18 protein-coding genes are annotated in these 22,497 nt (G+C 71.8%); 12 read left to right on the forward strand and 6 right to left on the reverse strand.

Annotation, left to right across the window (positions count from 1 at the left end; translation table 11 throughout):
• Positions 1 to 13 precede the first annotated feature (13 nt).
• The 3 genes from OG435_RS31410 to OG435_RS31420 all read right to left on the reverse strand — a co-directional run bounded on the left by OG435_RS31410 (position 14) and on the right by OG435_RS31420 (position 2,694).
• The gene (locus tag OG435_RS31410) at positions 14 to 196 is read right to left on the reverse strand and encodes a DUF6191 domain-containing protein (RefSeq protein ID WP_266882260.1); all 183 of its coding nucleotides are present in this window, start codon (positions 194 to 196) and stop codon (positions 14 to 16) included.
• A gap of 42 nt (positions 197 to 238) precedes the next feature.
• Entirely contained in the window at positions 239 to 1,594 is a 1,356-nt protein-coding gene (locus OG435_RS31415) for a PQQ-dependent sugar dehydrogenase (RefSeq protein ID WP_266881277.1), read from the reverse strand.
• Between the two features lie 98 nt (positions 1,595 to 1,692).
• Entirely contained in the window at positions 1,693 to 2,694 is a 1,002-nt protein-coding gene (locus OG435_RS31420) for an aldo/keto reductase (RefSeq protein WP_266881278.1), read from the reverse strand.
• Between the two features lie 90 nt (positions 2,695 to 2,784).
• Here OG435_RS31420 and OG435_RS31425 point away from each other — a divergent pair, with 90 nt between their 5' ends.
• The 6 genes from OG435_RS31425 to serA all read left to right on the forward strand — a co-directional run bounded on the left by OG435_RS31425 (position 2,785) and on the right by serA (position 12,630).
• Positions 2,785 to 3,741 (forward strand): 2-hydroxyacid dehydrogenase, encoded by a 957-nt coding sequence (locus tag OG435_RS31425; RefSeq protein WP_266881279.1) that lies wholly within the window; start codon positions 2,785 to 2,787, stop codon positions 3,739 to 3,741.
• A gap of 368 nt (positions 3,742 to 4,109) precedes the next feature.
• Entirely contained in the window at positions 4,110 to 6,959 is a 2,850-nt protein-coding gene (locus tag OG435_RS31430) for a putative bifunctional diguanylate cyclase/phosphodiesterase (protein WP_266882262.1), read from the forward strand.
• 215 nt (positions 6,960 to 7,174) lie between these two features.
• On the forward strand, positions 7,175 to 9,064 hold the full coding sequence (locus tag OG435_RS31435) for an acetolactate synthase large subunit (RefSeq protein WP_266881280.1): 1,890 nt from the start codon (positions 7,175 to 7,177) through the stop codon (positions 9,062 to 9,064).
• A 31-nt stretch (positions 9,065 to 9,095) separates the two neighbouring features.
• On the forward strand, positions 9,096 to 9,620 hold the full coding sequence (ilvN, locus tag OG435_RS31440) for an acetolactate synthase small subunit (RefSeq protein ID WP_243337813.1): 525 nt from the start codon (positions 9,096 to 9,098) through the stop codon (positions 9,618 to 9,620).
• Positions 9,621 to 9,760: 140 nt separating this feature from the next.
• Positions 9,761 to 10,762, forward strand: coding sequence for a ketol-acid reductoisomerase (ilvC, locus tag OG435_RS31445; RefSeq protein ID WP_266881281.1), 1,002 nt, complete (start codon positions 9,761 to 9,763; stop codon positions 10,760 to 10,762).
• A 278-nt stretch (positions 10,763 to 11,040) separates the two neighbouring features.
• On the forward strand, positions 11,041 to 12,630 hold the full coding sequence (serA, locus tag OG435_RS31450; protein WP_266881282.1) for a phosphoglycerate dehydrogenase: 1,590 nt from the start codon (positions 11,041 to 11,043) through the stop codon (positions 12,628 to 12,630).
• A 77-nt stretch (positions 12,631 to 12,707) separates the two neighbouring features.
• On the opposite strand, the gene OG435_RS31455 is transcribed toward serA, so the two are convergent.
• On the reverse strand, positions 12,708 to 14,252 hold the full coding sequence (locus OG435_RS31455; protein ID WP_266881283.1) for an MFS transporter: 1,545 nt from the start codon (positions 14,250 to 14,252) through the stop codon (positions 12,708 to 12,710).
• 103 nt (positions 14,253 to 14,355) lie between these two features.
• On the opposite strand from OG435_RS31455, the gene OG435_RS31460 reads away from it, so the two are divergent.
• Together OG435_RS31460 and OG435_RS31465 are read left to right on the forward strand one after the other, a co-directional pair.
• A complete protein-coding gene (locus OG435_RS31460) occupies positions 14,356 to 14,946 on the forward strand; it encodes a TetR/AcrR family transcriptional regulator (protein WP_266881284.1) in 591 nt (196 codons plus the stop codon).
• A gap of 68 nt (positions 14,947 to 15,014) precedes the next feature.
• Complete coding sequence (locus tag OG435_RS31465) at positions 15,015 to 15,926, forward strand: hypothetical protein (RefSeq protein WP_266881285.1); 912 nt, start codon at positions 15,015 to 15,017, stop codon at positions 15,924 to 15,926.
• An 82-nt stretch (positions 15,927 to 16,008) separates the two neighbouring features.
• Here the strand turns inward: OG435_RS31465 and OG435_RS31470 are convergent, their stop codons facing one another.
• On the reverse strand, positions 16,009 to 17,382 hold the full coding sequence (locus OG435_RS31470) for a PucR family transcriptional regulator (protein ID WP_266881286.1): 1,374 nt from the start codon (positions 17,380 to 17,382) through the stop codon (positions 16,009 to 16,011).
• 201 nt (positions 17,383 to 17,583) lie between these two features.
• On the opposite strand from OG435_RS31470, the gene OG435_RS31475 reads away from it, so the two are divergent.
• From OG435_RS31475 to OG435_RS31490, 4 genes are all read left to right on the forward strand, one after another.
• Positions 17,584 to 18,510, forward strand: coding sequence for a proline dehydrogenase family protein (locus OG435_RS31475; protein WP_266881287.1), 927 nt, complete (start codon positions 17,584 to 17,586; stop codon positions 18,508 to 18,510).
• A 196-nt stretch (positions 18,511 to 18,706) separates the two neighbouring features.
• Positions 18,707 to 20,338, forward strand: a complete 1,632-nt coding sequence (gene pruA / locus OG435_RS31480; protein WP_266881288.1) for an L-glutamate gamma-semialdehyde dehydrogenase — start codon at positions 18,707 to 18,709, stop codon at positions 20,336 to 20,338.
• A gap of 443 nt (positions 20,339 to 20,781) precedes the next feature.
• Positions 20,782 to 21,471 carry a hypothetical protein gene (locus OG435_RS31485; RefSeq protein WP_266881289.1) on the forward strand — a complete coding sequence of 230 codons (690 nt, stop codon included), beginning with the start codon at positions 20,782 to 20,784 and terminating at the stop codon, positions 21,469 to 21,471.
• The gene (locus OG435_RS31490) at positions 21,471 to 21,671 is read left to right on the forward strand and encodes a hypothetical protein (RefSeq protein ID WP_266881290.1); all 201 of its coding nucleotides are present in this window, start codon (positions 21,471 to 21,473) and stop codon (positions 21,669 to 21,671) included. The genes OG435_RS31485 and OG435_RS31490 overlap by 1 nt, the downstream gene beginning before the upstream one ends.
• Here OG435_RS31490 and OG435_RS31495 read toward each other — a convergent pair.
• Positions 21,668 to 22,369, reverse strand: a complete 702-nt coding sequence (locus tag OG435_RS31495; protein WP_266881291.1) for a nitroreductase family protein — start codon at positions 22,367 to 22,369, stop codon at positions 21,668 to 21,670. The genes OG435_RS31490 and OG435_RS31495 overlap by 4 nt on opposite strands.
• Positions 22,370 to 22,497: the final 128 nt, after the last annotated feature.

Raw genomic sequence — 22,497 nt, forward strand, 5'->3', positions numbered from 1 at the left:
GGGCTCAGGGCGGCTACCCGGCCTGGGCCGCCGGGTGCTCCTTCGCCCGTATGAGCACCTTGCCGGAGTCCAGGTCTATCGGACCCTTTCCCGGGTCGCCGTCGTTCACGTCGATCCGGGAAAGCTCCAGCCGCTTCTTCTCCTCGTCCGTGTGCTTGCGTCCCGGACTGAACAGCTCCTCGATCATGTTGAACATCGCGTCCACCGCGCCTTCCGGCCCCCCGTCGGGGCCCGCCGCTCATCCCACGGTCAGTGTCAGGATCCTGTCGTCACCGGTTTCCGGCGACCCGCGCCCGTCCGTCTCGCTCGTGACCAGCAGCAGTCTGTCCCCGCCCAGGGCCACCACGGTGCGCAGCCGGCCGTACTCGCCCGTCAGGAACGCCTCGGGCGCCGCCACCGGCTCCGCCCCGGCCAGCGGGATCCGCCAGAGCCGCTCCCCCTTCAGCCCGGCCATCCAGACGGAGCCCTGTGCCCAGGCGATCCCGCTCGGCGAGGCCTCGTCGGTCTTCCACACCGCCACCGGATCGCGCATCCCCGGCTTGCCGGCCTTGCCCTCGGCCTCCGGCCAGCCGTAGTTCGCGCCGGGCTCGATCAGATTCAGCTCGTCCCAGGTGTGCTGGCCGAACTCGGCCGCCCACAGCCGTTTGTCCTTGTCCCAGGCGAGCCCCTGCACATTGCGGTGCCCGTAGGAGTAGACGACGGAGTCGGCCTCCGGATTGCCGTGCACCGGCTCCCCGTCCGGGGTCATCCGCAGGATCTTCCCGCCCAGCGACTTCTTGTCCTGGGCCAGCCCGGTCTCCCCGGTCTCGCCCGTCCCGGCGTAGAGCATCTTGTCCGGGCCGAAGGCGATTCGCCCGCCGTTGTGGATGAGCCCCTTGGGGATCCCCCTGAACACGGTGTCGGGCGCGCCCAGCTGGTCGCCCGCCGGTCTCCGCTCGTCATAGCGCAGCCGTGCGATGCGGTTGTCGGACTCGGTGGTGAAGTAGGCGTACACCATGAGGTCCGAGGCGAAGGAAGGGGACACGGCCAGGCCCAGCAGCCCGCCCTCGCCGCCCGGGGCCACCCCGGGCACCTTGCCGACCGGGGTCACGGCCCCCGTGCCCACGTCGACCCGGCTGATCGTGCCCTTGTCCCGCGAGGCGACCAGCAGGTTCCCGTCGGGCAGCGGAGCCACCCCCCACGGGGACTCCAGGCCCTGCGCGGCCACGCCGGTCACGGTCACGCTGCCCTTGGCCGGAGGCCCGGAGGGCGACGCGGACGCGGAGCCGGAGGCCGACGGGCCGCCCGAGGCGCCCGGCGGCGCGGAGCCCGCCACGGTGCCCGGTGGCGCATCGCTCGGCCGGGCTCCGGTGCCGGCCGGCGGCGAGCAGCCCGCCGCGAGCAGCGCCCCGCATCCCGCCAGGGCGAAGGCCGCCAGCACCCCGCGGGACCGGGCGCGCGGCCCGGCGTACGACCGCGGCGGCCCGTCCGCCCGCCGCCGCTCCGGGCCCTGCTCCCGATCCCGCTCCGGCGCCCGGCCCAACCCCTGCGGCTGTCCCTGCGGCTGTCCCTGCGGCTGGCCCTGCCCTCGTCCCCGCGCCTGTCCGTTTCGCATCGCCGTACTCCCCTCCGGTCCTCCGATCGTGCCCTCACACGACTCAACAGCGCCGACCATGCCCCAAGTTCCGCCACTCGTACACTCGATCGAGTGGTTCAGGCCCCGACCGGCACCGGCAGCTCCGACAGCTCCACCAGGTCCTCGGCGGTCAGCCGCACCTGGGCCGCCCGCGCGTTCTCCTGCGCCCAGTGCGCCTGCCCGGCCCCGGGCACGGGAACCACCTGCGGCCCCTGCGCCAGCACCCACGCCAGCGCCACCTGCGCCGCCGTGACCTGGTCCCCGTGCCGCCGGGCGACCCGCCGCAGCCCCGCCACGAGCACCTGGTTCGCCGCCATCGCGTACGCCGTGAACCGCGGATGCCTGGCCCGGACGTCCCCGGGCTCGAACCCCTCGCCCGGGACCAGTGTCCCGGTCAGGAACCCGCTCCCCAGCGGCATCGCCGCCAGGAACCCCACCCCGCGCGCCGCGCACCACGGCAGCAGCCGCCACGCCGCCTGCGGCGACCACACCGACAGCTCCGCCTGCACCGCGCTCACCGGGAACACCTGCTGCGCCCGCTCCAGGTGCCGCACGGTCGCCTCGTACGCCCGGTCCCCGCGCGGCCCCGCACCCGGCCCGGTGCCCGCCCCCAGCGCGCAGAAGCCCAGCGCCCGCACCTTCCCCGCACCCACCAGCTCCGCCAGCGCGCCCCAGGACTCCTCGACCGGCACGTCCGGGTCCACCCGGTGCAGCTGGTACAGGTCGATGTGGTCGGTGCGCAGCCGCCGCAGCGAGGCGTCGCAGGCCCGCCGCAGGTACCCCGGGCGCCCGTCGGCCACGACGTGCACCCCGTCGGCCCGCAGCCCCGCCTTCGCGGACACGAAGGCGTCCGGCCGGCGCTCGCGCAGCACCCGGCCGAGCAGCAGCTCGTTGGTGTAGGGGCCATACAGATCGGCGGTGTCGAGCAGGTTCGCCCCCAGGTCGAGGGCGGTGTGAAGGGTGTGCAGCGAGTCCTCGCGCCGCCTGCGCGAAGGCGCGTACGCCCCGCTCATCGGCATGCATCCGAGGCCTATGGCACCCACCGTGAGCGCCCCCGCCCCGATCGACCTGCGCTCCACCGTGCGTCCCCCCTGGTCCCGCCTGGTCCTCCCGGTCCCGGCACACAAACTAACGGCTCGATCCGGATCCCCTGACATAGCCTCCTGATCATGACTGCAGAGATTCCCGAGACCCTCGACGTATGGCTCCCCTTCCCCGCCGAGGAGATCGAGGGCCTGCCCGATTCCTTCCGCTACCGCCACTGGGACGGCGAGGAGACCTTCCCCGCCGATCCGGCCGCCTGCGTCTTCTACGTCACCCCGTACATGAAGTCCCCGGCCGTCACCCTGCGCCCGCTGGCCGCGATGCCCCGCCTGCGGGTCGTCCAGACCCTGACCGCCGGGGTCGATCACGTCCTGGGCGGCCTCGGCGACCTGGCCCCCGGCGTACGGCTGTGCAACGCCAAGGGCGTCCACGACGCGAGCACCGCGGAGCTCGCGCTCACCCTGGTCCTGGCCTCCCTGCGCGGGATCCCCGGCATGGTGCGCGGCCAGGACCGCGAGGAGTGGCGCTTCGGGTTCTACGAGGCCCTCGCGGACAAGTCCGTACTGATCATCGGCTACGGAGCGGTCGGCGCGGCCATCGAGGACCGGCTCGCGCCCTTCGAGTGCGAGCGGACCGTCCGGGTGGCGCGGACGGCGCGCACCACGGCGCGCGGGCCGGTGCACGCCCTCGCCGACCTGCCCCAACTCCTGCCCGCGGCCGACGTGGTGATCCTTTCCACACCGCTCACCGAGGAGACGAGGGGCCTGGTGGGCGCCGGATTCCTCGGCCGTATGAAGGACGGCGCGCTGCTCGTGAACGTGGCCCGCGGACCCGTCGTCGACACCAAGTCCCTTCTGGCGGAGGTGGAGTCGGGCCGGCTGCGCGCCGCACTGGACGTCACCGATCCGGAACCGCTGCCTTCAGGCCATCCGCTCTGGCATGCTCCGGGTGTCCTGATCACCCCCCATGTGGGCGGCAGCAGCTCCGCGTTCGAGCCGCGGGCCAAGCGTCTGGTGGCCCGTCAGCTCCGCCGGTTCGCCGCCGGAGAGCCCGTGGAGAACACGGTGTTGATCACGGATTGACGCGCGACGCGCACGCTCCGCGTTCGTCCGGACGCGCTCGGTGGGCACAACTCCCTTGTTGGTGACGGAGCGTAGAGAAACTATGTCCCTGAGTGACGAAAGTGGTGTATCGTCCGGAACAGGGGCTGCGCCACGAACGTCTGGCGCTGGGGAGTGATCGGACACTTTGGGGGGCGACGGGCGATGCACGGCCAATGGACGAAGGATCCGATGCGGCGAAGCCGCCGGAGGCGAAGGTGCCGGGACTGGACCGCGCCGGAACCAGCCAGCGAGGGGGACCGGTGACCACCCCGGGGGCGGCGCTGCTGACCCGCCGGCCCCTCGCCGGCAGCGGCGGTGGCGGCGGCAGCGGCTCGACGGGGCTGGCGATGCAGCTCCTCCTCGCGGTGGTCAGCAGCGGGTACGCCGTCGGCGCCGCCCTCGGCTGGGGATCCGAGGAACTCGCCGAGATCATGGGCGACTTCGGACTCAGCGCCGCGGGCCTGCTCGCCGCCGTCTCCTGTTTCACGTACGCCCGGGCCATCGACAGCCGGGAGCGCCCGGCCTGGCTGCTGTTCGCGTTCTCCTCGCTCATGGGCTGCTGCGGCAACGCCGTCTGGGGCTGGTACGAAGTGGTCCTCGGCGAGGCCGTACCGAAGCCCTCGCTCGCCGACTTCGCCTTCCTCTGCTTCGCACCGCCCGCCATCGTGGGCCTGCTCGTCCTCGCGAAGCGCCCCGTCACCCGGGCCGGCTGGGTCTGCCTCGGCCTCGACTCCTGGCTCATCGGCGGCTCCCTGCTCACCCTCTCCTGGAGCCTGGCCCTCGCGCACGCCGCGCGCTCCGCCCAGTCGGGCGCCCCCGGCAGCGTCCCGCGCGCGGCGCTCTCGCTGGCCTACCCGCTCCTGGACATCGCGCTCGTCTCGATGGTGCTGGTGCTGCACTTCCGCCGCTCCGAGACCAACCGCTCCGCCGTGAACACCGCCATCGCCGCCCTCGCCCTGACCGTGCTGAGCGACGCGCTGTTCACCTCGCCGCTGCTCAGCGCCGAGTACCAGTCCGGCCAGCTCCTGGACGCCGGCTGGTTCGCCGGCTCGCTCCTCCTCGCGTACGCGCCCTGGGGCGCCCGCCGGCTGCCCCCCGGCCCGGAGACCGCCGCCCCCGCGCACGTGCGGGCCGAGCGGCCGCACAGCCGCCCCATCACCGGCTCCCTGCCCGCCCTCACCCCGTACCTCGCGGCGGCCGTCTGCACCCTCGGGATCCTCTACAACGTGGTGGACGGCCGGAAGGTCGACCGGGTCGTCGTCTTCACGGGCTGCACGGTCGTGCTCGCCCTGGTCATCCGCCAGGGCATCATGCTGCTCGACAACATCGCGCTGACCCAGGAACTGGCCCAGAAGGAGAACCACTTCCGCTCCCTGGTCCAGGGCTCCAGCGACGTCATCATGATCGCCGCGCCCACCGGGACCCTGCGCTACGTCAGCCCCGCCGCCGCCGGGGTCTACGGCCGCGAGGCGGAAGAGCTGGTCGGCACCGAGCTGGCCACCCTGATCCACCCGGAGGACCTGGGCCGCGTCGTCCACGAGGTGCGCCGCTTCCTGGCCGCGCCGCCCGCCGAGGAGCCGACCACCCGCATCGAGTGCCGGTTCAGATCGGGCGCCGGCGAGTGGCTCAATGTGGAGTCCACCGTCAACCGCCACCAGGGCGGTCTGATCCTGAACAGCCGCGACGTCACCGAGCGGGTCCGGCTCCAGGCGCAGCTCCAGCACAGCGCCGAGCACGACCCGCTCACCGACCTCCCCAACCGGGCCCTGTTCACGCGCCGGGTCCGCCAGGCCCTCACCGGACGCCGGGCCGGGGACCACAGCACCGCCGTGCTCTTCATCGACCTCGACGGGTTCAAGGCGGTCAACGACACCATCGGCCACCAGGCCGGCGACGAGCTGCTCATCGAGGCCGCCCGCCGGCTCCAGGACTCGGTACGGGCCGGGGACACCGCGGCCCGCCTCGGCGGAGACGAGTTCGCCGCCCTGATCCTGGGCGACGGCAGCCGCGACCGCACGGCCCGCGAGTACCAGGTCCACGAGATCGCCGACCGTCTGCGCACCACCCTCTCCCAGCCCTACCGGATCGCCGGGAGCGAGGTCCGGGTCGCCGCCAGCATCGGCGTGGCCTTCGCGGATCCCGGCATCACCCCTTCGGACCTGATGCGCAACGCGGATCTCGCGATGTACCGGGCGAAGGCGGGCGGCAAGAACCGGGTCGAGATGTACGCGCCCCAGATGCAGGCCGAGGTCGTCCGCAAGGCGGAGCTGGCGGGCCGGCTGCGCACCGCGCTCCACGACGGGGAGTTCGCCCTGCTGCACCAGCCCGTGGTCTCCCTGGCCTCGGGGGAGATCTCGGCCGTGGCGGTGCAGGCTCGGTGGCGTTCCGCCCAGGGAATCCTGTTCACCCCCGCCGAGTTCCTGCGGGTCGCCGAGTACAGCGGAGGAGGAGGGGCCGGAGGAGGAGGGGCCGGCGAGGGCGGGCACCACGCCGTCCCGGACGCCTCGCGCACCGCGGAGCTGGGGCGCTGGCTGCTGGAGGAGGCCGTCGGGCAGGCCGCCGAGCGCCACCGGGCCGGGCACGACGTCCCCGTGGCCGTACGGATGACCGCGCAGCGGCTGCTGGACCGGTCGATGCCGCTGGGCTCCGTGGAAGCCCTGCTGGCCCGCAACGGGCTGCCGTCGGGCGGGCTCGTCCTGGAGCTCGCCGTATCCGACCCCAGGGTGCCCTTCGACGACCTGGAGCGGCGCCTGGCGGCCCTGCACCGGCTCGGGGTCCTGATCGCCCTCGACGGCTTCGGCAGCGGTTACGCGGCCATCAGCGCCCTGCGCAGGCTCCCCGTGGACATGCTCAAGCTCGACCGGGGCCTGGTCGAGGGGGTCGTGGAGTCCCCCCGGCTGCACAAGATCACCGCGGGCCTGTTGCGGATCGCGAACGACCTCGGCATGCAGTCGGTGGCGGAGGGTGTGGACCTCCCCGAGCAGGTCATGGCACTGCGCGCGATGGGCTGCACCCACGGACAGGGAATGGCCTTCTCCGGCCCGCTGGACGAATACAGGCTGCGCCGCGCGCTCGTGCGCGGTACGTTCCCAGTACCGGGAGGCGCAGCTCAACCCGCGTTGGCCGGTGGTTCACCAGGGGGCTCGATGGTCATCCGTAGAGGCTCACATAATGAGACGCCCGTCCCACCCGCTTGACATCACCCTCCCGCCGGAGGGAGGGTCAATGCCATGCGCACCCGAATTCTCGTACTTGGAAAGCGCGTCGGCTGAAGCTGGGGCCAGCATGTCCCCGTTCAACGCACCCGACGCGCTCCCCTCGCTTGCCTCCCGGCACGAGGGGTTTTTTGTTGCACTGGCAACGTCGCATCTCGTAAAACCCTCCTCGTAAAACCCTCAGCTTCGAGAAGAGAATGCCGATGACCGAGCAGGCCACCGGGGCCCACCATCCGCAGCCGCGGGCCCGTTCCGGCGGACACCAGTCCGCCGCAGTTGAGCACGTCACGGGTGCGCAGTCCCTCATCCGCTCTCTCGAAGAGGTGGGGTGCGACACCGTCTTCGGCATCCCGGGCGGCTGCATCCTCCCCGCGTACGACCCGCTGATGGACTCCAAGAAGGTCCGTCACATCCTGGTCCGCCACGAGCAGGGGGCCGGCCACGCCGCCACCGGCTACGCGCAGGCCACCGGCAAGGTCGGCGTCTGCATGGCCACCTCCGGCCCGGGCGCGACCAACCTGGTGACCCCGATCGCCGACGCGCACATGGACTCCGTGCCGCTCGTCGCGATCACCGGCCAGGTCTCCTCCAAGGCGATCGGCACCGACGCCTTCCAGGAGGCGGACATCGTCGGCATCACCATGCCGATCACCAAGCACAACTTCCTGGTCACCAGGGCCGAGGACATCGCCCGGACCATCGCCGAGGCCTTCCACATCGCCTCCACCGGCCGCCCCGGCCCGGTCCTGGTCGACATCGCCAAGGACGCCCTGCAGGCGAAGACCACCTTCTCGTGGCCGCCCAGCCAGGACCTCCCCGGCTACCGGCCGGTCACCAAGCCGCACGCCAAGCAGATCCGCGAGGCCGCGAAGATGATCGCCGCCGCCAAGCGGCCGGTCCTCTACGTCGGCGGCGGCATCATGAAGGCCGGCGCGACCGCCGAGCTGAAGGTCCTCGCCGAGCTCACCGGCGTCCCGGTCGTCACCACCCTGATGGCCCTGGGCTCCCTCCCGGACAGCCACCCGCAGAACGTCGGCATGCCGGGCATGCACGGCGCCGTCACCGCCGTGACCGCGCTCCAGAAGTCGGACCTGCTGATCGCGCTCGGCACCCGCTTCGACGACCGCGTCACCGGCAAGCTGGACAGCTTCGCCCCCTTCGCCAAGGTCATCCACGCGGACATCGACCCGGCCGAGATCGGCAAGAACCGCGACGTGGACGTCCCGATCGTCGGTGACGCCCGCGAGGTCATCGCCGACCTGATCCAGGCCGTCCAGGCCGAGGTCAACGAGGGCAACGCAGGCGACTACACCGCCTGGTGGAAGGACCTCAACCGCTGGCGCGACACCTACCCGCTGGGCTACGACCTGCCCGAGGACGGCTCGCTCTCCCCCCAGCAGGTCATCGAGCGGATCGGCCAGCTGGCGCCGAAGGGCACCATCTACGCGGCCGGCGTCGGCCAGCACCAGATGTGGGCCTCGCACTTCGTGAACTACGAGGAGCCCCGCACCTGGCTGAACTCCGGCGGCGCCGGAACCATGGGCTACGCGGTCCCCGCCGCGATGGGCGCCAAGGTCGGCATGCCGGAGCGCACGGTCTGGGCGATCGACGGCGACGGCTGCTTCCAGATGACCAATCAGGAACTGGCCACCTGCGCGCTGAACAACATCCCGATCAAGGTCGCGATCATCAACAACGGCGCGCTGGGCATGGTCCGCCAGTGGCAGACCCTGTTCTACAACCAGCGGTACTCGAACACCGTCCTGCACGGGGACGAGACGGGCACCGACACGGCCGTCGGCTCCCAGCTCGGCGAGTCCGCCGCCCCCCGCATGGGCACCCGCGTCCCGGACTTCGTCAAGCTGTCCGAGGCCATGGGCTGCGTGGCGCTGCGCTGCGAGGACCCGGCCGACCTGGACAAGGTCATCGCCGAGGCCAACGCGATCAACGACCGCCCGGTCGTCGTCGACTTCATCGTCCACGAGGACGCCATGGTGTGGCCGATGGTCGCCGCCGGCACCTCGAACGACGAGGTCATGGCCGCCCGGGGCGTCCGCCCCGACTTCGGCGACAACGAAGACGACTGAGCCGAGAGAGCCGAGAGAGAGAACGACTCACATGTCCAAGCACACGCTCTCCGTCCTGGTCGAGAACACGCCCGGCATCCTCGCCCGGATCGCCGCGCTGTTCTCCCGCCGCGGGTTCAACATCGACTCCCTCGCGGTCGGTGTCACCGAGCACCCCGACATCTCGCGCATCACCATCGTGGTGAACGTCGAGGACCTCCCGCTCGAGCAGGTGACCAAGCAGCTCAACAAGCTGGTCAACGTGCTCAAGATCGTCGAGCTGGAGCACACCAACGCCATCGAGCGCGAACTCGTTCTGGTGAAGGTCCGCGCCGACAACGAGACGCGCTCGCAGATCGTCGAGATCGTCCAGCTGTTCCGCGCCAAGACCGTCGACGTCTCCCCCGAGGCCGTCACCATCGAGGCCACCGGCGGCACCGACAAGCTGGGCGCGATGCTCAAGATGCTGGAGCCCTTCGGCATCAAGGAGCTCGTCCAGTCCGGCACGATCGCCATAGGGCGCGGCGGCCGGTCCATCACGGACCGCAGCCTGCGCGCGCTCGACCGCAGCGCCTGAGCCCGGCCGGGCCGGTGACACCGGCCCGGCCGCGCCCGCCCGTCCGTTTCTCACTCGCTCGTATGGCGAGACCGAGATCCACGTATTCCGTTCCCCGCCGTACGGTGGGAGCAACACCAGCGCACCAAGGAGATATCCCAGTGGCCGAGCTGTTCTACGAGAACGACGCCGACCTGTCCATCATCCAGGGCCGCAAGGTCGCGGTCATCGGTTACGGCAGCCAGGGCCACGCCCACGCGCTGTCGCTCCGTGACTCCGGCGTCGACGTCGTCGTCGGCCTGCACGAGGGCTCGAAGTCCAAGGCCAAGGCCGAGGAGCAGGGCCTGAAGGTCCTCCCCGTCGCCGAGGCCGCGGCCTGGGCGAACGTCATCATGATCCTGACCCCGGACCCGCTCCAGGCCGAGATCTACGCCGCGTCGATCGAGTCGCACCTGGAAGAGGGCGACGCGCTCTTCTTCGGCCACGGCTTCAACGTCCGCTACGGCTTCATCAAGCCGCCCACCAACGTGGACGTCGCCCTGGTCGCCCCGAAGGGCCCGGGTCACCTGGTCCGCCGCCAGTACGAGGAAGGCCGCGGCGTGCCCTGCATCGCCGCCGTCGAGCAGGACTTCACCGGTTCCGCCTTCCAGCTCGCGCTGTCGTACGCGGCCGGCATCGGCGGCACCCGCGCCGGCGTCATCAAGACCACCTTCACCGAGGAGACCGAGACCGACCTGTTCGGTGAGCAGGCCGTTCTCTGCGGTGGCGCCTCCGCGCTGGTGAAGGCCGGTTTCGAGACGCTGACCGAGGCCGGTTACCAGCCCGAGATCGCGTACTTCGAGTGCCTGCACGAGCTGAAGCTCATCGTCGACCTCATGTACGAGGGCGGCCTGGAGAAGATGCGCTGGTCGGTCTCCGAGACCGCCGAGTGGGGCGACTACATCACCGGTCCCCGCATCATCACCGACGCCACCAAGGCCGAGATGAAGAAGGTCCTCGCGGAGATCCAGAGCGGCGAGTTCGCCAACACCTGGATGGCCGAGTACAAGGCCGGTCTGCCGAAGTACAACGCGTACAAGAGCGCCGACGAGGCGCACCTGCTGGAGACCACCGGCAAGAAGCTGCGCAAGCTGATGAGCTGGGTCGACAACGACGAGAGCTGATCCGCTCCGCCACGGGGCCGGGACGGTGCGTCCCGGCCCCGCGGCACATCGGCTCAGGACCCGTACGACGGGCCTTGCGGAGGACCGCTTGTCCACCCTGGCCAATCTCGTGCGGGTGATCCTTCCTTACAGGCGGAATTCCCTTCCGGATCCGCCACTACACTGCTCAACACAACGCGTCAGGCCCACAGTGTCGTGCGTCTTCCACGCGGCTACCCCCTCCACCGCCTGCGGCCGTCGGGACGGCCGTCCGCACTGGACTTGTGAGGATGACCCACGTGAGCTCGAAACCTGTCGTACTCATTGCCGAAGAGCTGTCGCCCGCCACTGTCGAGGCGCTCGGCCCGGACTTCGAGATCCGCCACTGCAACGGCGCCGACCGCGCCGAGCTGCTCCCCGCGATCGTCGACGTCGACGCGATCCTGGTCCGCTCCGCGACCAAGGTCGACGCCGAGGCCATCGCCGCCGCCAAGAAGCTGAAGGTCGTCGCCCGCGCCGGCGTCGGTCTCGACAACGTCGACGTCTCGTCCGCCACCAAGGCCGGCGTGATGGTCGTGAACGCTCCGACCTCGAACATCGTCACCGCCGCCGAGCTGGCCTGTGGCCTGCTCGTCGCGACGGCCCGCAACATTCCGCAGGCCAACACCGCCCTGAAGAACGGCGAGTGGAAGCGGAACAAGTACACGGGTGTCGAGCTCAGCGAGAAGACCCTCGGTGTCGTCGGCCTCGGCCGCATCGGCGTCCTGGTCGCCCAGCGCATGTCGGCCTTCGGCATGAAGATCGTCGCGTACGACCCCTACGTGCAGCCCGCGCGCGCCGCCCAGATGGGCGTCAAGATGCTGACGCTCGACGAGCTGCTCGAAGTCGCCGACTTCATCACCGTGCACCTGCCCAAGACCCCCGAGACCCTCGGTCTCATCGGGGACGAGGCCCTGCACAAGGTCAAGCCGTCCGTCCGCATCGTCAACGCCGCCCGCGGCGGGATCGTGGACGAGGCCGCGCTGTACTCGGCCATCAAGGAAGGCCGCGTCGCCGGCGCCGGCCTCGACGTGTACGCGAAGGAGCCCTGCACGGACTCCCCGCTGTTCGAGCTCGACCAGGTCGTCTGCACCCCGCACCTCGGCGCGTCCACGGACGAGGCCCAGGAGAAGGCCGGTGTCTCGGTCGCCAAGTCGGTGCGCCTCGCGCTCGCCGGTGAGCTCGTGCCCGACGCGGTCAACGTCCAGGGCGGCGTCATCGCCGAGGACGTCCGTCCCGGCCTGCCGCTCGCCGAGAAGCTCGGCCGCATCTTCACCGCGCTCGCGGGCGAGGTCGCGGTCCGCCTCGACGTCGAGGTCTGCGGCGAGATCACCCAGCACGACGTCAAGGTGCTCGAACTCTCCGCGCTCAAGGGCGTCTTCGAGGACGTCGTCGACGAGACGGTCTCCTACGTCAACGCCCCGCTCTTCGCGCAGGAGCGCGGGGTCGAGGTCCGCCTGACCACCTCCTCGGAGTCCCCGGACCACCGCAACGTGGTGACCGTCCGCGGCACCCTGTCGGACGGCCAGGAAGTCTCGGTCTCCGGCACGCTCGTGGGCCCGAAGCACCTCCAGAAGATCGTCGGCATCGGCGAGTACGACGTGGACCTGGCGCTCGCCGACCACATGATCGTCCTGCGCTACGCCGACCGCCCGGGCGTGGTCGGCGCCGTCGGCCGCATCCTCGGCGAGGCCGGCCTCAACATCGCGGGCATGCAGGTCGCCCGCGCCGAAGAGGGCGGCGAGGCCCTCGCGGTCCTCACCGTCGACGCCGAGGCCCCGGTGAACGTCCTCGCGGACATCGCCACCGAGATCGGCGCCGTCTCGGCCCGTACGGTCAGCCTCGGCTGACGCTGCGGCAGCGGACATGCGCGAAGGGCCCGGGGGAGACCCCGGGCCCCTTCGTGTTTCCCGCCCCGCTACGTCGCTCAGTGCGCGAGCGCTTCGACGGCCGGGGCCGGCTCCGCCGGGGCCTGGGCCTGCGCTCCGCGGCCCCGGAGCAGGGCCGCGGCGAGCACCGCCGCCGCGAGGAGCAGGACCGTACCGCCCCAGGCGGCGTACTGCATCGCGTGCACGAAGGCCTCCCGGGCCGCGGCCAGGACCTGTGCGCCGGCCGCGCCGCCGAGCCCCTGGGCGGTGGCCACGGCCCCGCCGAGGGTCTCCCGCACGGCGGGCTCGGAGCCGGCCAGGTCGGAGCGGTAGACGGCCGTGCCCAGGCTGCCCAGGACGGCCATCCCGAGGGCGCCGCCGAACTCCTGGCCGGTCTCCAGCAGGGAGGCGGCGGAGCCGGCCTTCTCGGCGGGGGCGGAGCCGAGCGCCATGTCGGAGACCAGGGACATCACGGTGACGATGCCGCTCGCGAGGACCCCCGCTCCGGTCAGCAGCAGCCACAGCGAGTCGGTGCCCACCAGGCCGATCAGGACGAACCCGGCGGCGGCCAGGACGAAGCCGCCCGAGACGACGTAGGCCCGGTCGGTCTTCTGCGCGAGGGCCGCGCCGACGGGGGCGGCGGCGCCGATGACGACCGAGGGGGCGAGGCTCCAGAGGGCGGCTTCCAGGGTGCCCATGCCGAGCACCGACTGCAGGTACTGGGTGGTGAAGTAGGCCGAGCCCATCATGGCGAAGGCGGCGACGGTGTTCAGGCCGATGCCGGCGCCGAAGCCGCGCTTCCGGAAGAGGGTCCGGGAGACCATGGCATCGGTACGGGTGCGCTGGCGGCGGACGAAGAGGTACCCGAAGGCGAGGCCGGCGGCGAGGCGGCCGGCGCGGAGCGGGGTGAAGCCCTCGGCGGCGATCTCCTTGAGCCCGTAGACCACCGGCAGCACGGCGGCCATCGACAGCGGCACGCTCAGCAGGTCGAAGCGGCCGGGCGCCGGGTCCTTGAACTCGGGGACCAGCACGGGGACCAGGACCAGCAGGAGCAGCATCGCGGGCACGTTGATCAGGAAGACGGAGCCCCACCAGAAGTGGTTCAGCATCACGCCGCTCATGACCGAGCCGAGGGCGATGCCGCCGGTCATGGCGCCGGACCAGATCGCGATGGCCTTGCCGCGCTGCCGCTCGTCCTGGAAGAGGTTGCGGACCAGGGCGAGCGTGGACGGCATCAGGGTCGCGCCGCCGATTCCGAGCAGTACCCGGGCCGCGATGAGCATCTCGGCGCTGGTGGCGTAGGCGGCGGCGACGGAGGCGAGTCCGAAGGCGGCCGCGCCGGCCAGGAGCAGCTTGCGGCGGCCGATCCGGTCGCCGAGCGAGCCCATCGTGATGAGCAGGCCCGAGAGGGCGAAGGCGTAGCTGTCGAAGATCCAGAGCTGCTGCGTGGCGCTGGGGTCCAGCTCCCGGGTGATGGCCGGGATGGCGAAGTAGAGGACGGAGACGTCCATCGAGACCAGGAGCAGCGGGAGCACGAGAACGGTGAAGGCGATCCATTCCCGGCGACCGGCGGGACGTGCTGCGGGGTTCTGGGGGTTCGTCATGAGCAGCAATGTACAAGCGTCATAAACGCCTGTCTAGTACGACCGTATAGAACGGTTGTGTAGGACGTTTGTCTTGGACGGGTGTCTTGGCTACCGTGAAGCCATGGGACATCGCGAAGACTTGCTGGAAGGTGCCAAGAAGTGCCTGGTCGAGAAGGGTTTCGTGGGCACGACCGCCCGCGACGTCGTCAAGGCGTCGGGTGCGAACCTGGCCTCGATCGGCTACCACTACGGCTCCAAGGACGCCCTCATGACGGAGGCGTTCCTCGCTCTCATCCAGGAGTGGGGTGACCAGTTCACGGCGAAGGTGAAGGGTGACGGCGGCTCGCTGGAACGCTTCCGCTCGGTCTGGGACGGGGTGCACGCCGGGCACGAGGAGTCGGGCCCGATCTGGGCGGCCAGCATGGAGGTCGCACTCACCCGGGACCGGCTGCCGGAACTGCGGGCGTTGCTCGCCGCCTCGCAGGGGGAGGGGCGCAAGGGGCTGGTCTCGATGTTCACCGGCGTGCCCGAGGAGGACCTGACGGCGGAGGACCTGCGGACCGCGGGCGCCTTCTACCAGGCCCTGCTGAACGGATTCATGCTCCAGTGGCTCTTCGACCCCGCGTCGGCGGCGACTCCCGCGGAGCTGACGGAGGGCATGCGTCGGGCGGTGGCAGCGATGGCGAGGACGGCCCCGTCGGCCGGGGAGTAACCGGAGCCGGAACCGCCGCCGCGATGCCCGCGTCCCAGCCCCGAATCGGCCCGGCCGGAGGGGGAGTTGTGAGACGTACGGTGATGGTGTCGGCGGTGTTGCTCGGGGTGTTCGCGGCGGCGGGATGCGAGGGCGTGTGGACGCCCCGGAACGATGCGGCGGATCTGCGGCCCCGGATGGCGGAGGTGGCGCGGGCCTGGGAGGGCTCCGCGCAACTGAAGGAGTGGCGCGAGGGGTTCCACCTGCTGGAGGACCCCGTTCGGCTGCCGGCGGGGGCCTTCCGCGACGGGTACGACAAGACCGCCTACGAGGAGCGCAACTTCGCCCTGCGCGGCACACCGGCCGAGCTGGGCGGTCCGGGCGGGCAAGGTGCGACGGGTGGGCCGGGCGGACGGTCCGGCCGGATCAGCTGGGCCGACGGGACCTCCCTCGACGTCACCGTGCTGAGCGCGACCGAGACGTACGACGCGCTCACGGGCGGGGCGCCCACCCGCGAACGCCCCTTGACCGTCACGGGAGTCCGCTCCGGCGAGCTGACCATGAAGACCAGTCGCGGCCCCGCCCGGGTCCCGGTCTGGTTCTTCGACCTGGAGGGGTACGCGGAGCCGCTCGCCCGGGTCGCCGTCGCGAAGGCGGAGCGGGCCGAGCCGCCGATCCCGCCGATGCGGTCCCTCGACGACAGCACCTCGGAACTGTTCGGCCACGACGCCGCGGATCCCGCCGCCACCGCCTTCACCGTGGACGCCGGGCACGGGGCGTGTGACGGCGGGGTCGCCGTCGAGGTCCTGGAGGGGGCCGACACGGTGGTCCTGGGCGGCCGCATCCTGCCGGGCAAGAAGCCCGGCAAGGGCGAGGGGTGCCCCTTGATCATGCTCAAGGCGACGGTCCCCGTGACGCTGACCAGGCCGCTCGGGAACCGGGTCCTGATCGACGCGGTATCGGGTGCGGCGCTGGGCCGTTCGGGCGGCGCCGTGCGCTGACGGGGCCGGCGCGGGGGGTGCCTCCGGGGCGTGCCTCCGGGGCCGGCCGACCCGCCGTTCGGGACGGCCCGGCCCCGGCCGGTCAGCCGTGGAGCCGGGCCGCCTTGAGGGCCATGTGGAGGAGCAGGCGGTCCTCGCCCTCGTCCAGGTCGAGGCCGGTCAGCTGCTCCACCCGGGACAGGCGGTAGTACAGGGTCTGGCGGTGGATGCCCAGGGCCGCCGCCGCGCGGCCCGCCTGGCCGGCGCAGTCCAGGAACACCTCCGCCGTCCGGGCCAGTTCGGGATTGGCCGGGCCGCGCAGGGCGCGGCCCACCGGGTCGTCCAGGGCCTCCTCGGCGACGGAGGCCAGCATGCGGTAGGGCCCGATCGCGGACCACTGCGCGACCGGCCCGAGCCGCGGCCCGGCGGCGGCGGCCCGGGCGGCGGCGGTGGCCTGCTGCCAGGCGGCGGGGAGCGCGGTGAGCGCCCGCACGGGGTCGGACACCCCGGCGGTCACCCCGCCGGGGGCGGGGCTCGGGGCGGAGCCGGCGCCGCCGGGCGAGCCCGCGCCGGCGGGCGGCACGGGCCGTGCCGCACGGGGCGCGGTGCCGGAGCCGGCCGCGGTGCCGGAGCCGGCCGTGGAGCGGGAGCCGCCCGCGGTGCCGGTGCCGCCCGCGGTGGCCGCCGTGGGACGCCCCGCGCCGGCGGCCGGGCCGGAGGGTGGCGTGCCCGGGAGGAGCCGGGAGATCGCCGTCATGGCCGGGGCCAGGGGGTCCGCGCCGCGCAGCCGGACCAGGACCGCCAGGCACTGGCCCGCCGGGGCGCCGCCGCCCGGGCGGGGTTCCCGCTCGCCGGCCCCCCGCCAGGGCACCACGCACACGGCCGCCGCTCCCGGGACCGAAGCCGGGGCCTCGCCGGGCCACGGGCTCACGCAGACCGCGGCGTGCGGTCCCTCGCCGCCCGGACCGAGTGCCACCCGTAGGGCGGCCACCGCCATGTCCTGCTGCCAGCCGCGCCCGGCGGTGAGCACCGCGAGGAACTCCCGGGACAGGTCGGCCCCCGCCCGGGCCTCCTCCGCGAGCAGCAGCCCGATCCGCTGGGCCACCTCCATGGCGGCGGCCAGCGCCTGCGCGTCGGGGCGCGGCTCCTGATCGAGGAGCCATACGTAGCCCTGGACGATCCCGCGGTAGCGCACCGGCAGGCAGATCCGGCCCCGGAAGACGCCGGCGTCGGGGGCGGCCGGGATCCTGACCGGTCCGGTGGCGCGGGCGATGCCGAAGCCCTCGAACCAGGCCCGGACGGCCGCCGTCGACTGGCGGGTCAGGATCGAGCGGGTCCGTACCGGGTCCATGGCCAGGTCGTCGTCGCTGTCGTGCGCGCCGAAGGCGATGAGGCGGAAGTCCCGGTTCTCCAGCGTCGCGGGAGCGCCGAGCAGCGCCGAAATCTCGTCCACCAGGTCCTGGTAATCGCCTTTCACCCGCACATTCTCCCACCCCCGCAGCGGCTCTTCAGACAGATGTATGAGATCCGGGCCACGGATGCGTGACAGCTGTCGATGGCAGAGGATCGGGGAGATCCCTAGGTTTCACGGTGGTTTTACTTGCGTTTTCCTTATGGCCTCCGTCGTCCCGGCGCGGGCTGAATGTCTCCTTCTGTCCGCCCCCGTTGGAGGTACCCCGTGCTGGGTCCCGCGATCCTCGCCGCCTCGCGCAGCGACAAGATGCGCCGAATCGTCTCTGCCGCCCCGGTGACCAAGCCCGTGGTGAACCGGTTCATCCCCGGTGAGACGGTCGACCAGGTCATCCCGATCGTCGAGGACCTGACGGGCAAGGGCCTGGAGGTGACCCTCGACGTCGTCGGCGAGGACATCACCACCGTGGAGCAGTCCCACGCCGCGCGTGACGCCTACCTCCAGCTGATCGAGCAGCTCGCCCACCTGGACCTCGGCGAGACCGTCGAGATGTCCGTGAAGCTCTCCATGTTCGGCCAGGCGCTGGAAGGCGGCCACGAGCTCGCCCTCGCCAACGTCCGCCCGGTCGTCGAGGCCGCCGCCGCCATCGGCACCACCGTGACCCTGGACGCCGAGGACCACACCACCCTCGACTCGATGTTCGCCATCCACGAGGAGCTGCGCCGCGACTTCCCGCAGACCGGCTGCGTGATCCAGGCGTACCTCTTCCGCACCGAGGCCGACGCCCGGCGCCTGGCCGCGGCCGGCAGCCGCGTACGCATCGTGAAGGGCGCCTACAAGGAGCCCGCCGAGGTCGCGTACCAGGACAAGGCCGAGATCGACAAGGCGTACGTCCGCATCATGAAGATCCTGATGGAGGGCGAGGGCTACCCGATGATCGGGTCCCACGACCCGCGCCTGATCGCGATCGCCCAGGAGCTGGCACGGCAGGCCGGGCGCAAGCTCGACGAGTACGAGTTCCAGATGCTCTACGGCATCCGCGGCGAGGAGCACCTGCGACTGGCCGCCGAGGGCCACCGGATGCGCGTGTACACGGCCTACGGGACCGACTGGTACGGATACTTCATGCGGCGCCTCGCGGAGAAGCCGGCCAACCTGCTCTTCTTCCTCCGCTCGATGATCACCAAGAACTAGGCGGTCTCGGGGAGGTGGGGTGCGTTTCCGCGCCGCCCGGCACGGCGCCTCGCCGCACTGCCGCATCATCCGAGTACGTCCAGTACGCGGCCGATGCGGCAGCGCGCCGAGGCACCGCACCGGACGACGCGGAAACGCACCCCACCTCCCCGAGACCGCCTAGGCCCTCCCCCTAGCTCAAGGAGCACCCCGCATCATGGACGCTGTCACCCGGGTCCCCGTGCCGGTCAACGAGCCGGTCCACTCGTACGCCCCCGGCACCCCGGAGCGCGCGCGCCTCGAAACGCAGCTGAAGCAGCTGTCCGAGAACCCGATCGACCTCCCGATGACGATCAACGGCGTCAAGCGGATGGGCGGCGGCGAGCGCTTCGACGTCGTGCAGCCGCACGACCACAAGTCGGTCATCGGCACCTACGCGAACGCCACCGCGGCCGACGCCCAGGAGGCCGTCGACACCGCCCTGGCCGCCGCCCCGGCCTGGCGCGCGATGTCCTTCGACGACCGCGCCGCGATCATCCTGCGCGCCGCCGAGCTGCTGTCCGGCCCGTGGCGCGAGAAGCTGGCCGCGTCCACGATGCTGGGCCAGTCGAAGACCGCGCAGCAGGCCGAGATCGACACCCCGTGCGAGCTCGTCGACTTCTGGCGCTTCAACGTCCACTTCGCCCGCCAGATCCTGGCCGAGCAGCCCGTCGCGAACTCCGCCGGCGTGTGGAACCGCAGCGACCACCGCCCGCTCGAGGGCTTCGTCTACGCGATCACCCCCTTCAACTTCACGGCCATCGCGGGCAACCTGCCGACCGCCCCGGCCCTGATGGGCAACGTGGTCGTGTGGAAGCCGTCCCCGACGCAGACCCATTCCGCGGTCCTCCTCATGGAGCTCCTGGAGGAGGCCGGCCTGCCGAAGGGCGTCATCAACCTCGTGACGGGCGACGGCATCGCCGTCTCCGAGGTGGCGCTGACCCACCCGGAGCTCGCGGGCATCCACTTCACCGGTTCCACCAAGACCTTCCAGTACCTGTGGAAGACGGTCGGCACCAACATCGAGACGTACAAGTCCTACCCGCGCCTGGTCGGCGAGACCGGCGGCAAGGACTTCGTCGTCGCGCACCCGTCCGCGGACCGCGCGATCCTGAAGACCGCCCTGACCCGCGGCTCCTTCGAGTACCAGGGCCAGAAGTGCTCGGCGTCCTCGCGCGCCTACGTCCCGGCCTCGATCTGGAACGACGGCTTCAAGGAGGCCTTCGCGGCCGAGGTCGACGGCATCAGCATGGGTGACGTCCGCGACCTGACGAACTTCATCGGCGCGGTCATCGACGAGCGCTCCTTCGCGAAGAACAAGGCCGCGATCGACCGCGCGAAGGCCGACCCGACCTGCGAGATCGTCGCGGGCGGCACGTACGACGACTCCGAGGGCTACTTCGTCCGCCCGACGGTCATCGCGTGCACGGACCCGTCCAACGAGGTCTTCACGACGGAGTACTTCGGCCCGATCCTGGCGATCCACGTCTACGAGGACGCTGACTTCGACGCGATGCTGGCCCAGATGGAATCGGTCTCGGCGTACGCCCTGACCGGCGCCGTCATCGCGCAGGACCGCTACGCGGCGGCCGACGCGATGGAGAAGCTCCGCTTCGCCGCGGGCAACTTCTACATCAACGACAAGTCGACCGGCGCCGTCGTCGGCCAGCAGCCCTTCGGCGGCGGCCGCGCCTCGGGCACCAACGACAAGGCCGGCGCGGCGTCGAACCTGATGCGCTGGACGTCGACCCGCTCCATCAAGGAGACCCTGGTCGCCCCGACCGAGTACGGCTACCCCCACATGGGCTGACCGTCCGGGTCCCCCCGAACCCCGCCCTCGCTCCGGTACCCCCAAGTCCGGAGCGGGGGCGGTTTCCATGTCCCGCCGGGGTAAGGGGTGCTAGCCTGAACGGAGTTGTCGTGTACGGCGACACGCTCCAATACTCGGGCCCGGCTACCCGAGGGGGCTGAGGGCTCTCACGAGTTCCTGTACGGGGTGGGGCCGCAGTGTCAGGAGATACGAGACCTCTATGCGCCGTGCCGGGGCGACGCCCGGGGAGACGTATGTCCAGTCGCACTGACAACCGCCACCGCGTCGCCAGCATGTGCCGCCGAGCTACCGGACTTCCGCACCACGTCTGTAATCGCTGGGCCACCGAGGGCCTCATCACGCGAGCGCAGCCGGTGCCGGATGCGACGGACGCAGGGCAGCGGGCCTTTGAGGCGCAGGTTGTTCTCGTCCTAGCAGACCGCTTGCGTCATGAGCAGGTGGACGGAGCGCTGCTCGGGTTCACCCGGGCGGAGCCGACTCCCGGCGGCTTGGTCCTGAGCCTCCACCCGACAACGGCGGACCGTGTCGTTGCGGAGCTGCTCCCGCGCATCGGCACGATGTACGGCGGCATGCGGGGCATCGCGGGACTGAGGCTGACGGGCGGGCCGGGCAGGTGGCGGCTGTCCGGGCTCTTGGACGGCACACACATCGGGTTGGTGCATCCCCAGCCGGGATGGGTGCCGGTCCTGCCCGACGACCAGACCGACACGGCGTACTTGTGGCGCCGCAACCCGAGGCGCCTGCACGGCATCGAGGTCGATCGGGGCCACGACAGCTGGGGCGAGGCGCGCGACCGGCTGCTCAGCCGCCTGCTGCGCAGAGTCTCCCTGGTCAATGAGGCCGGCGCGGCACACGGCTGGGCGAACACCTACACCCACGGCAGTCGGGGCGTCGTCATCGAATGGTGCTGCGCGGTCAGCACGGCTCACATGGCGGACTGCCTGGTGCGCAGTGGCCTCACTGCCGTTCCGGCGGACCTGACGGGCACCGAGGAGCCCGACCGCGTGGACCTGGCACGGTTTGGCCAGCTCCATCTCGGGGACGCGCTCGCTACGGTCCGGCAAGGGAACTGCGCCGAGCAGCGGCCGGTCCTGAAGGGACGGGTGCGCTGATGCTTACCGCTGCCTGCGTCACCGCCGCCGTGCTCGGGGTCAGCAAAGTCGTTCGGGACTGGCTGATCCTGCGGCAGGTGCGGGCCGCCATGGACGCGGGGTCGCCCGAGGACCGGGTGCGGATCGGGATGCGGCTCGCCGGGGCGCTCGGCGGGCGGGACGCCGAGGAGCCCGCCGCGCCCGCCGGCAGCGGAGGTTAGACCTCCACCAGAACCTGCTCCAGGGACTTGCGGACCAGGTCCGGGACCTCGCACTCGGGGGACGGGTAGCCGACCGGGATGACCGCGAAGGCCTTCTCGTTTTCCGGGCGGTTCAGGACGTGGGAGAGGAACCGCATCGGGCTCGGCGTGTGGATCAGGGCGGCCAGGCCGGAGAGGTGGAGGGCCGACAGGAGCATGCCGACCGCGATGCCGACCGACTCGTCGACGTAGTAGTGCTTGTGCTTCGTGCCGTCCTCGCCGAGCCAGTAGCGCTGCTGGAAGACCACGATCAGGGCCGGCGCGTCCGTGAGGTGGGTCTTCACGGCGTCCGTGCCGATGGGGCGCAGGGCCGCGAGCCACTCGTCGCCGAGCCGGCCGTCGTAGGAGAGCTGCTCCTCCTGCTCGGCGGCCGCGCGGATCTGCTCCCGTACGGCCGGGTCCTTGACCAGGACGAAGGTCCACGGCTGCTGGTGCGCCCCGGAGGGCGCGGTCGCGGCGCAGGCGATGGCGTCGCGGACCACCTGCTCGGGCACCGGGTCGGGGGAGAAGTGGCGTACGGTCCTGCGCTCGTCCATCCGCGTACGGAGCTCCGCGGCGCGCGCGAGGGATTCCCCGGCCGGCATCCGCTCGGGGCGGTAGGGCGCGGGACGGTACGGCTGGCCGTGGATCGGGGTCCACTGCTGGGTATCGGGAGACATGGGGCGAGTCTGCCGAGCCAATGGTCCGGACCGCCAGGGTCGCGTCGGCCCAATCCGGCCGGTGGGCGATATTTCATGTCCGCATAGCGGATACAAGGCGTGGGGGAGCCCGCTTGGTACGGTCCCGG

It is taken from the genome of Streptomyces sp. NBC_01264 (assembly GCF_026340675.1).
Lineage (GTDB): Bacteria > Actinomycetota > Actinomycetes > Streptomycetales > Streptomycetaceae > Streptomyces.

Coding starts and splice junctions, on each gene's coding strand:
- OG435_RS31495 (WP_266881291.1), bottom strand. CDS start 22,369: ATGTCTCCCGATACCCAGCAGTGGACCCCGATCCACGGCCAGCCGTAC.
- OG435_RS31435 (WP_266881280.1), top strand. CDS start 7,175: ATGCCGATGACCGAGCAGGCCACCGGGGCCCACCATCCGCAGCCGCGG.
- OG435_RS31425 (WP_266881279.1), top strand. CDS start 2,785: ATGACTGCAGAGATTCCCGAGACCCTCGACGTATGGCTCCCCTTCCCC.
- OG435_RS31430 (WP_266882262.1), top strand. CDS start 4,110: ATGCAGCTCCTCCTCGCGGTGGTCAGCAGCGGGTACGCCGTCGGCGCC.
- OG435_RS31460 (WP_266881284.1), top strand. CDS start 14,356: ATGGGACATCGCGAAGACTTGCTGGAAGGTGCCAAGAAGTGCCTGGTC.
- pruA (WP_266881288.1), top strand. CDS start 18,707: ATGGACGCTGTCACCCGGGTCCCCGTGCCGGTCAACGAGCCGGTCCAC.
- ilvN (WP_243337813.1), top strand. CDS start 9,096: ATGTCCAAGCACACGCTCTCCGTCCTGGTCGAGAACACGCCCGGCATC.
- OG435_RS31410 (WP_266882260.1), bottom strand. CDS start 196: ATGTTCAACATGATCGAGGAGCTGTTCAGTCCGGGACGCAAGCACACG.
- OG435_RS31455 (WP_266881283.1), bottom strand. CDS start 14,252: ATGACGAACCCCCAGAACCCCGCAGCACGTCCCGCCGGTCGCCGGGAA.
- OG435_RS31415 (WP_266881277.1), bottom strand. CDS start 1,594: ATGCGAAACGGACAGGCGCGGGGACGAGGGCAGGGCCAGCCGCAGGGA.
- OG435_RS31490 (WP_266881290.1), top strand. CDS start 21,471: ATGCTTACCGCTGCCTGCGTCACCGCCGCCGTGCTCGGGGTCAGCAAA.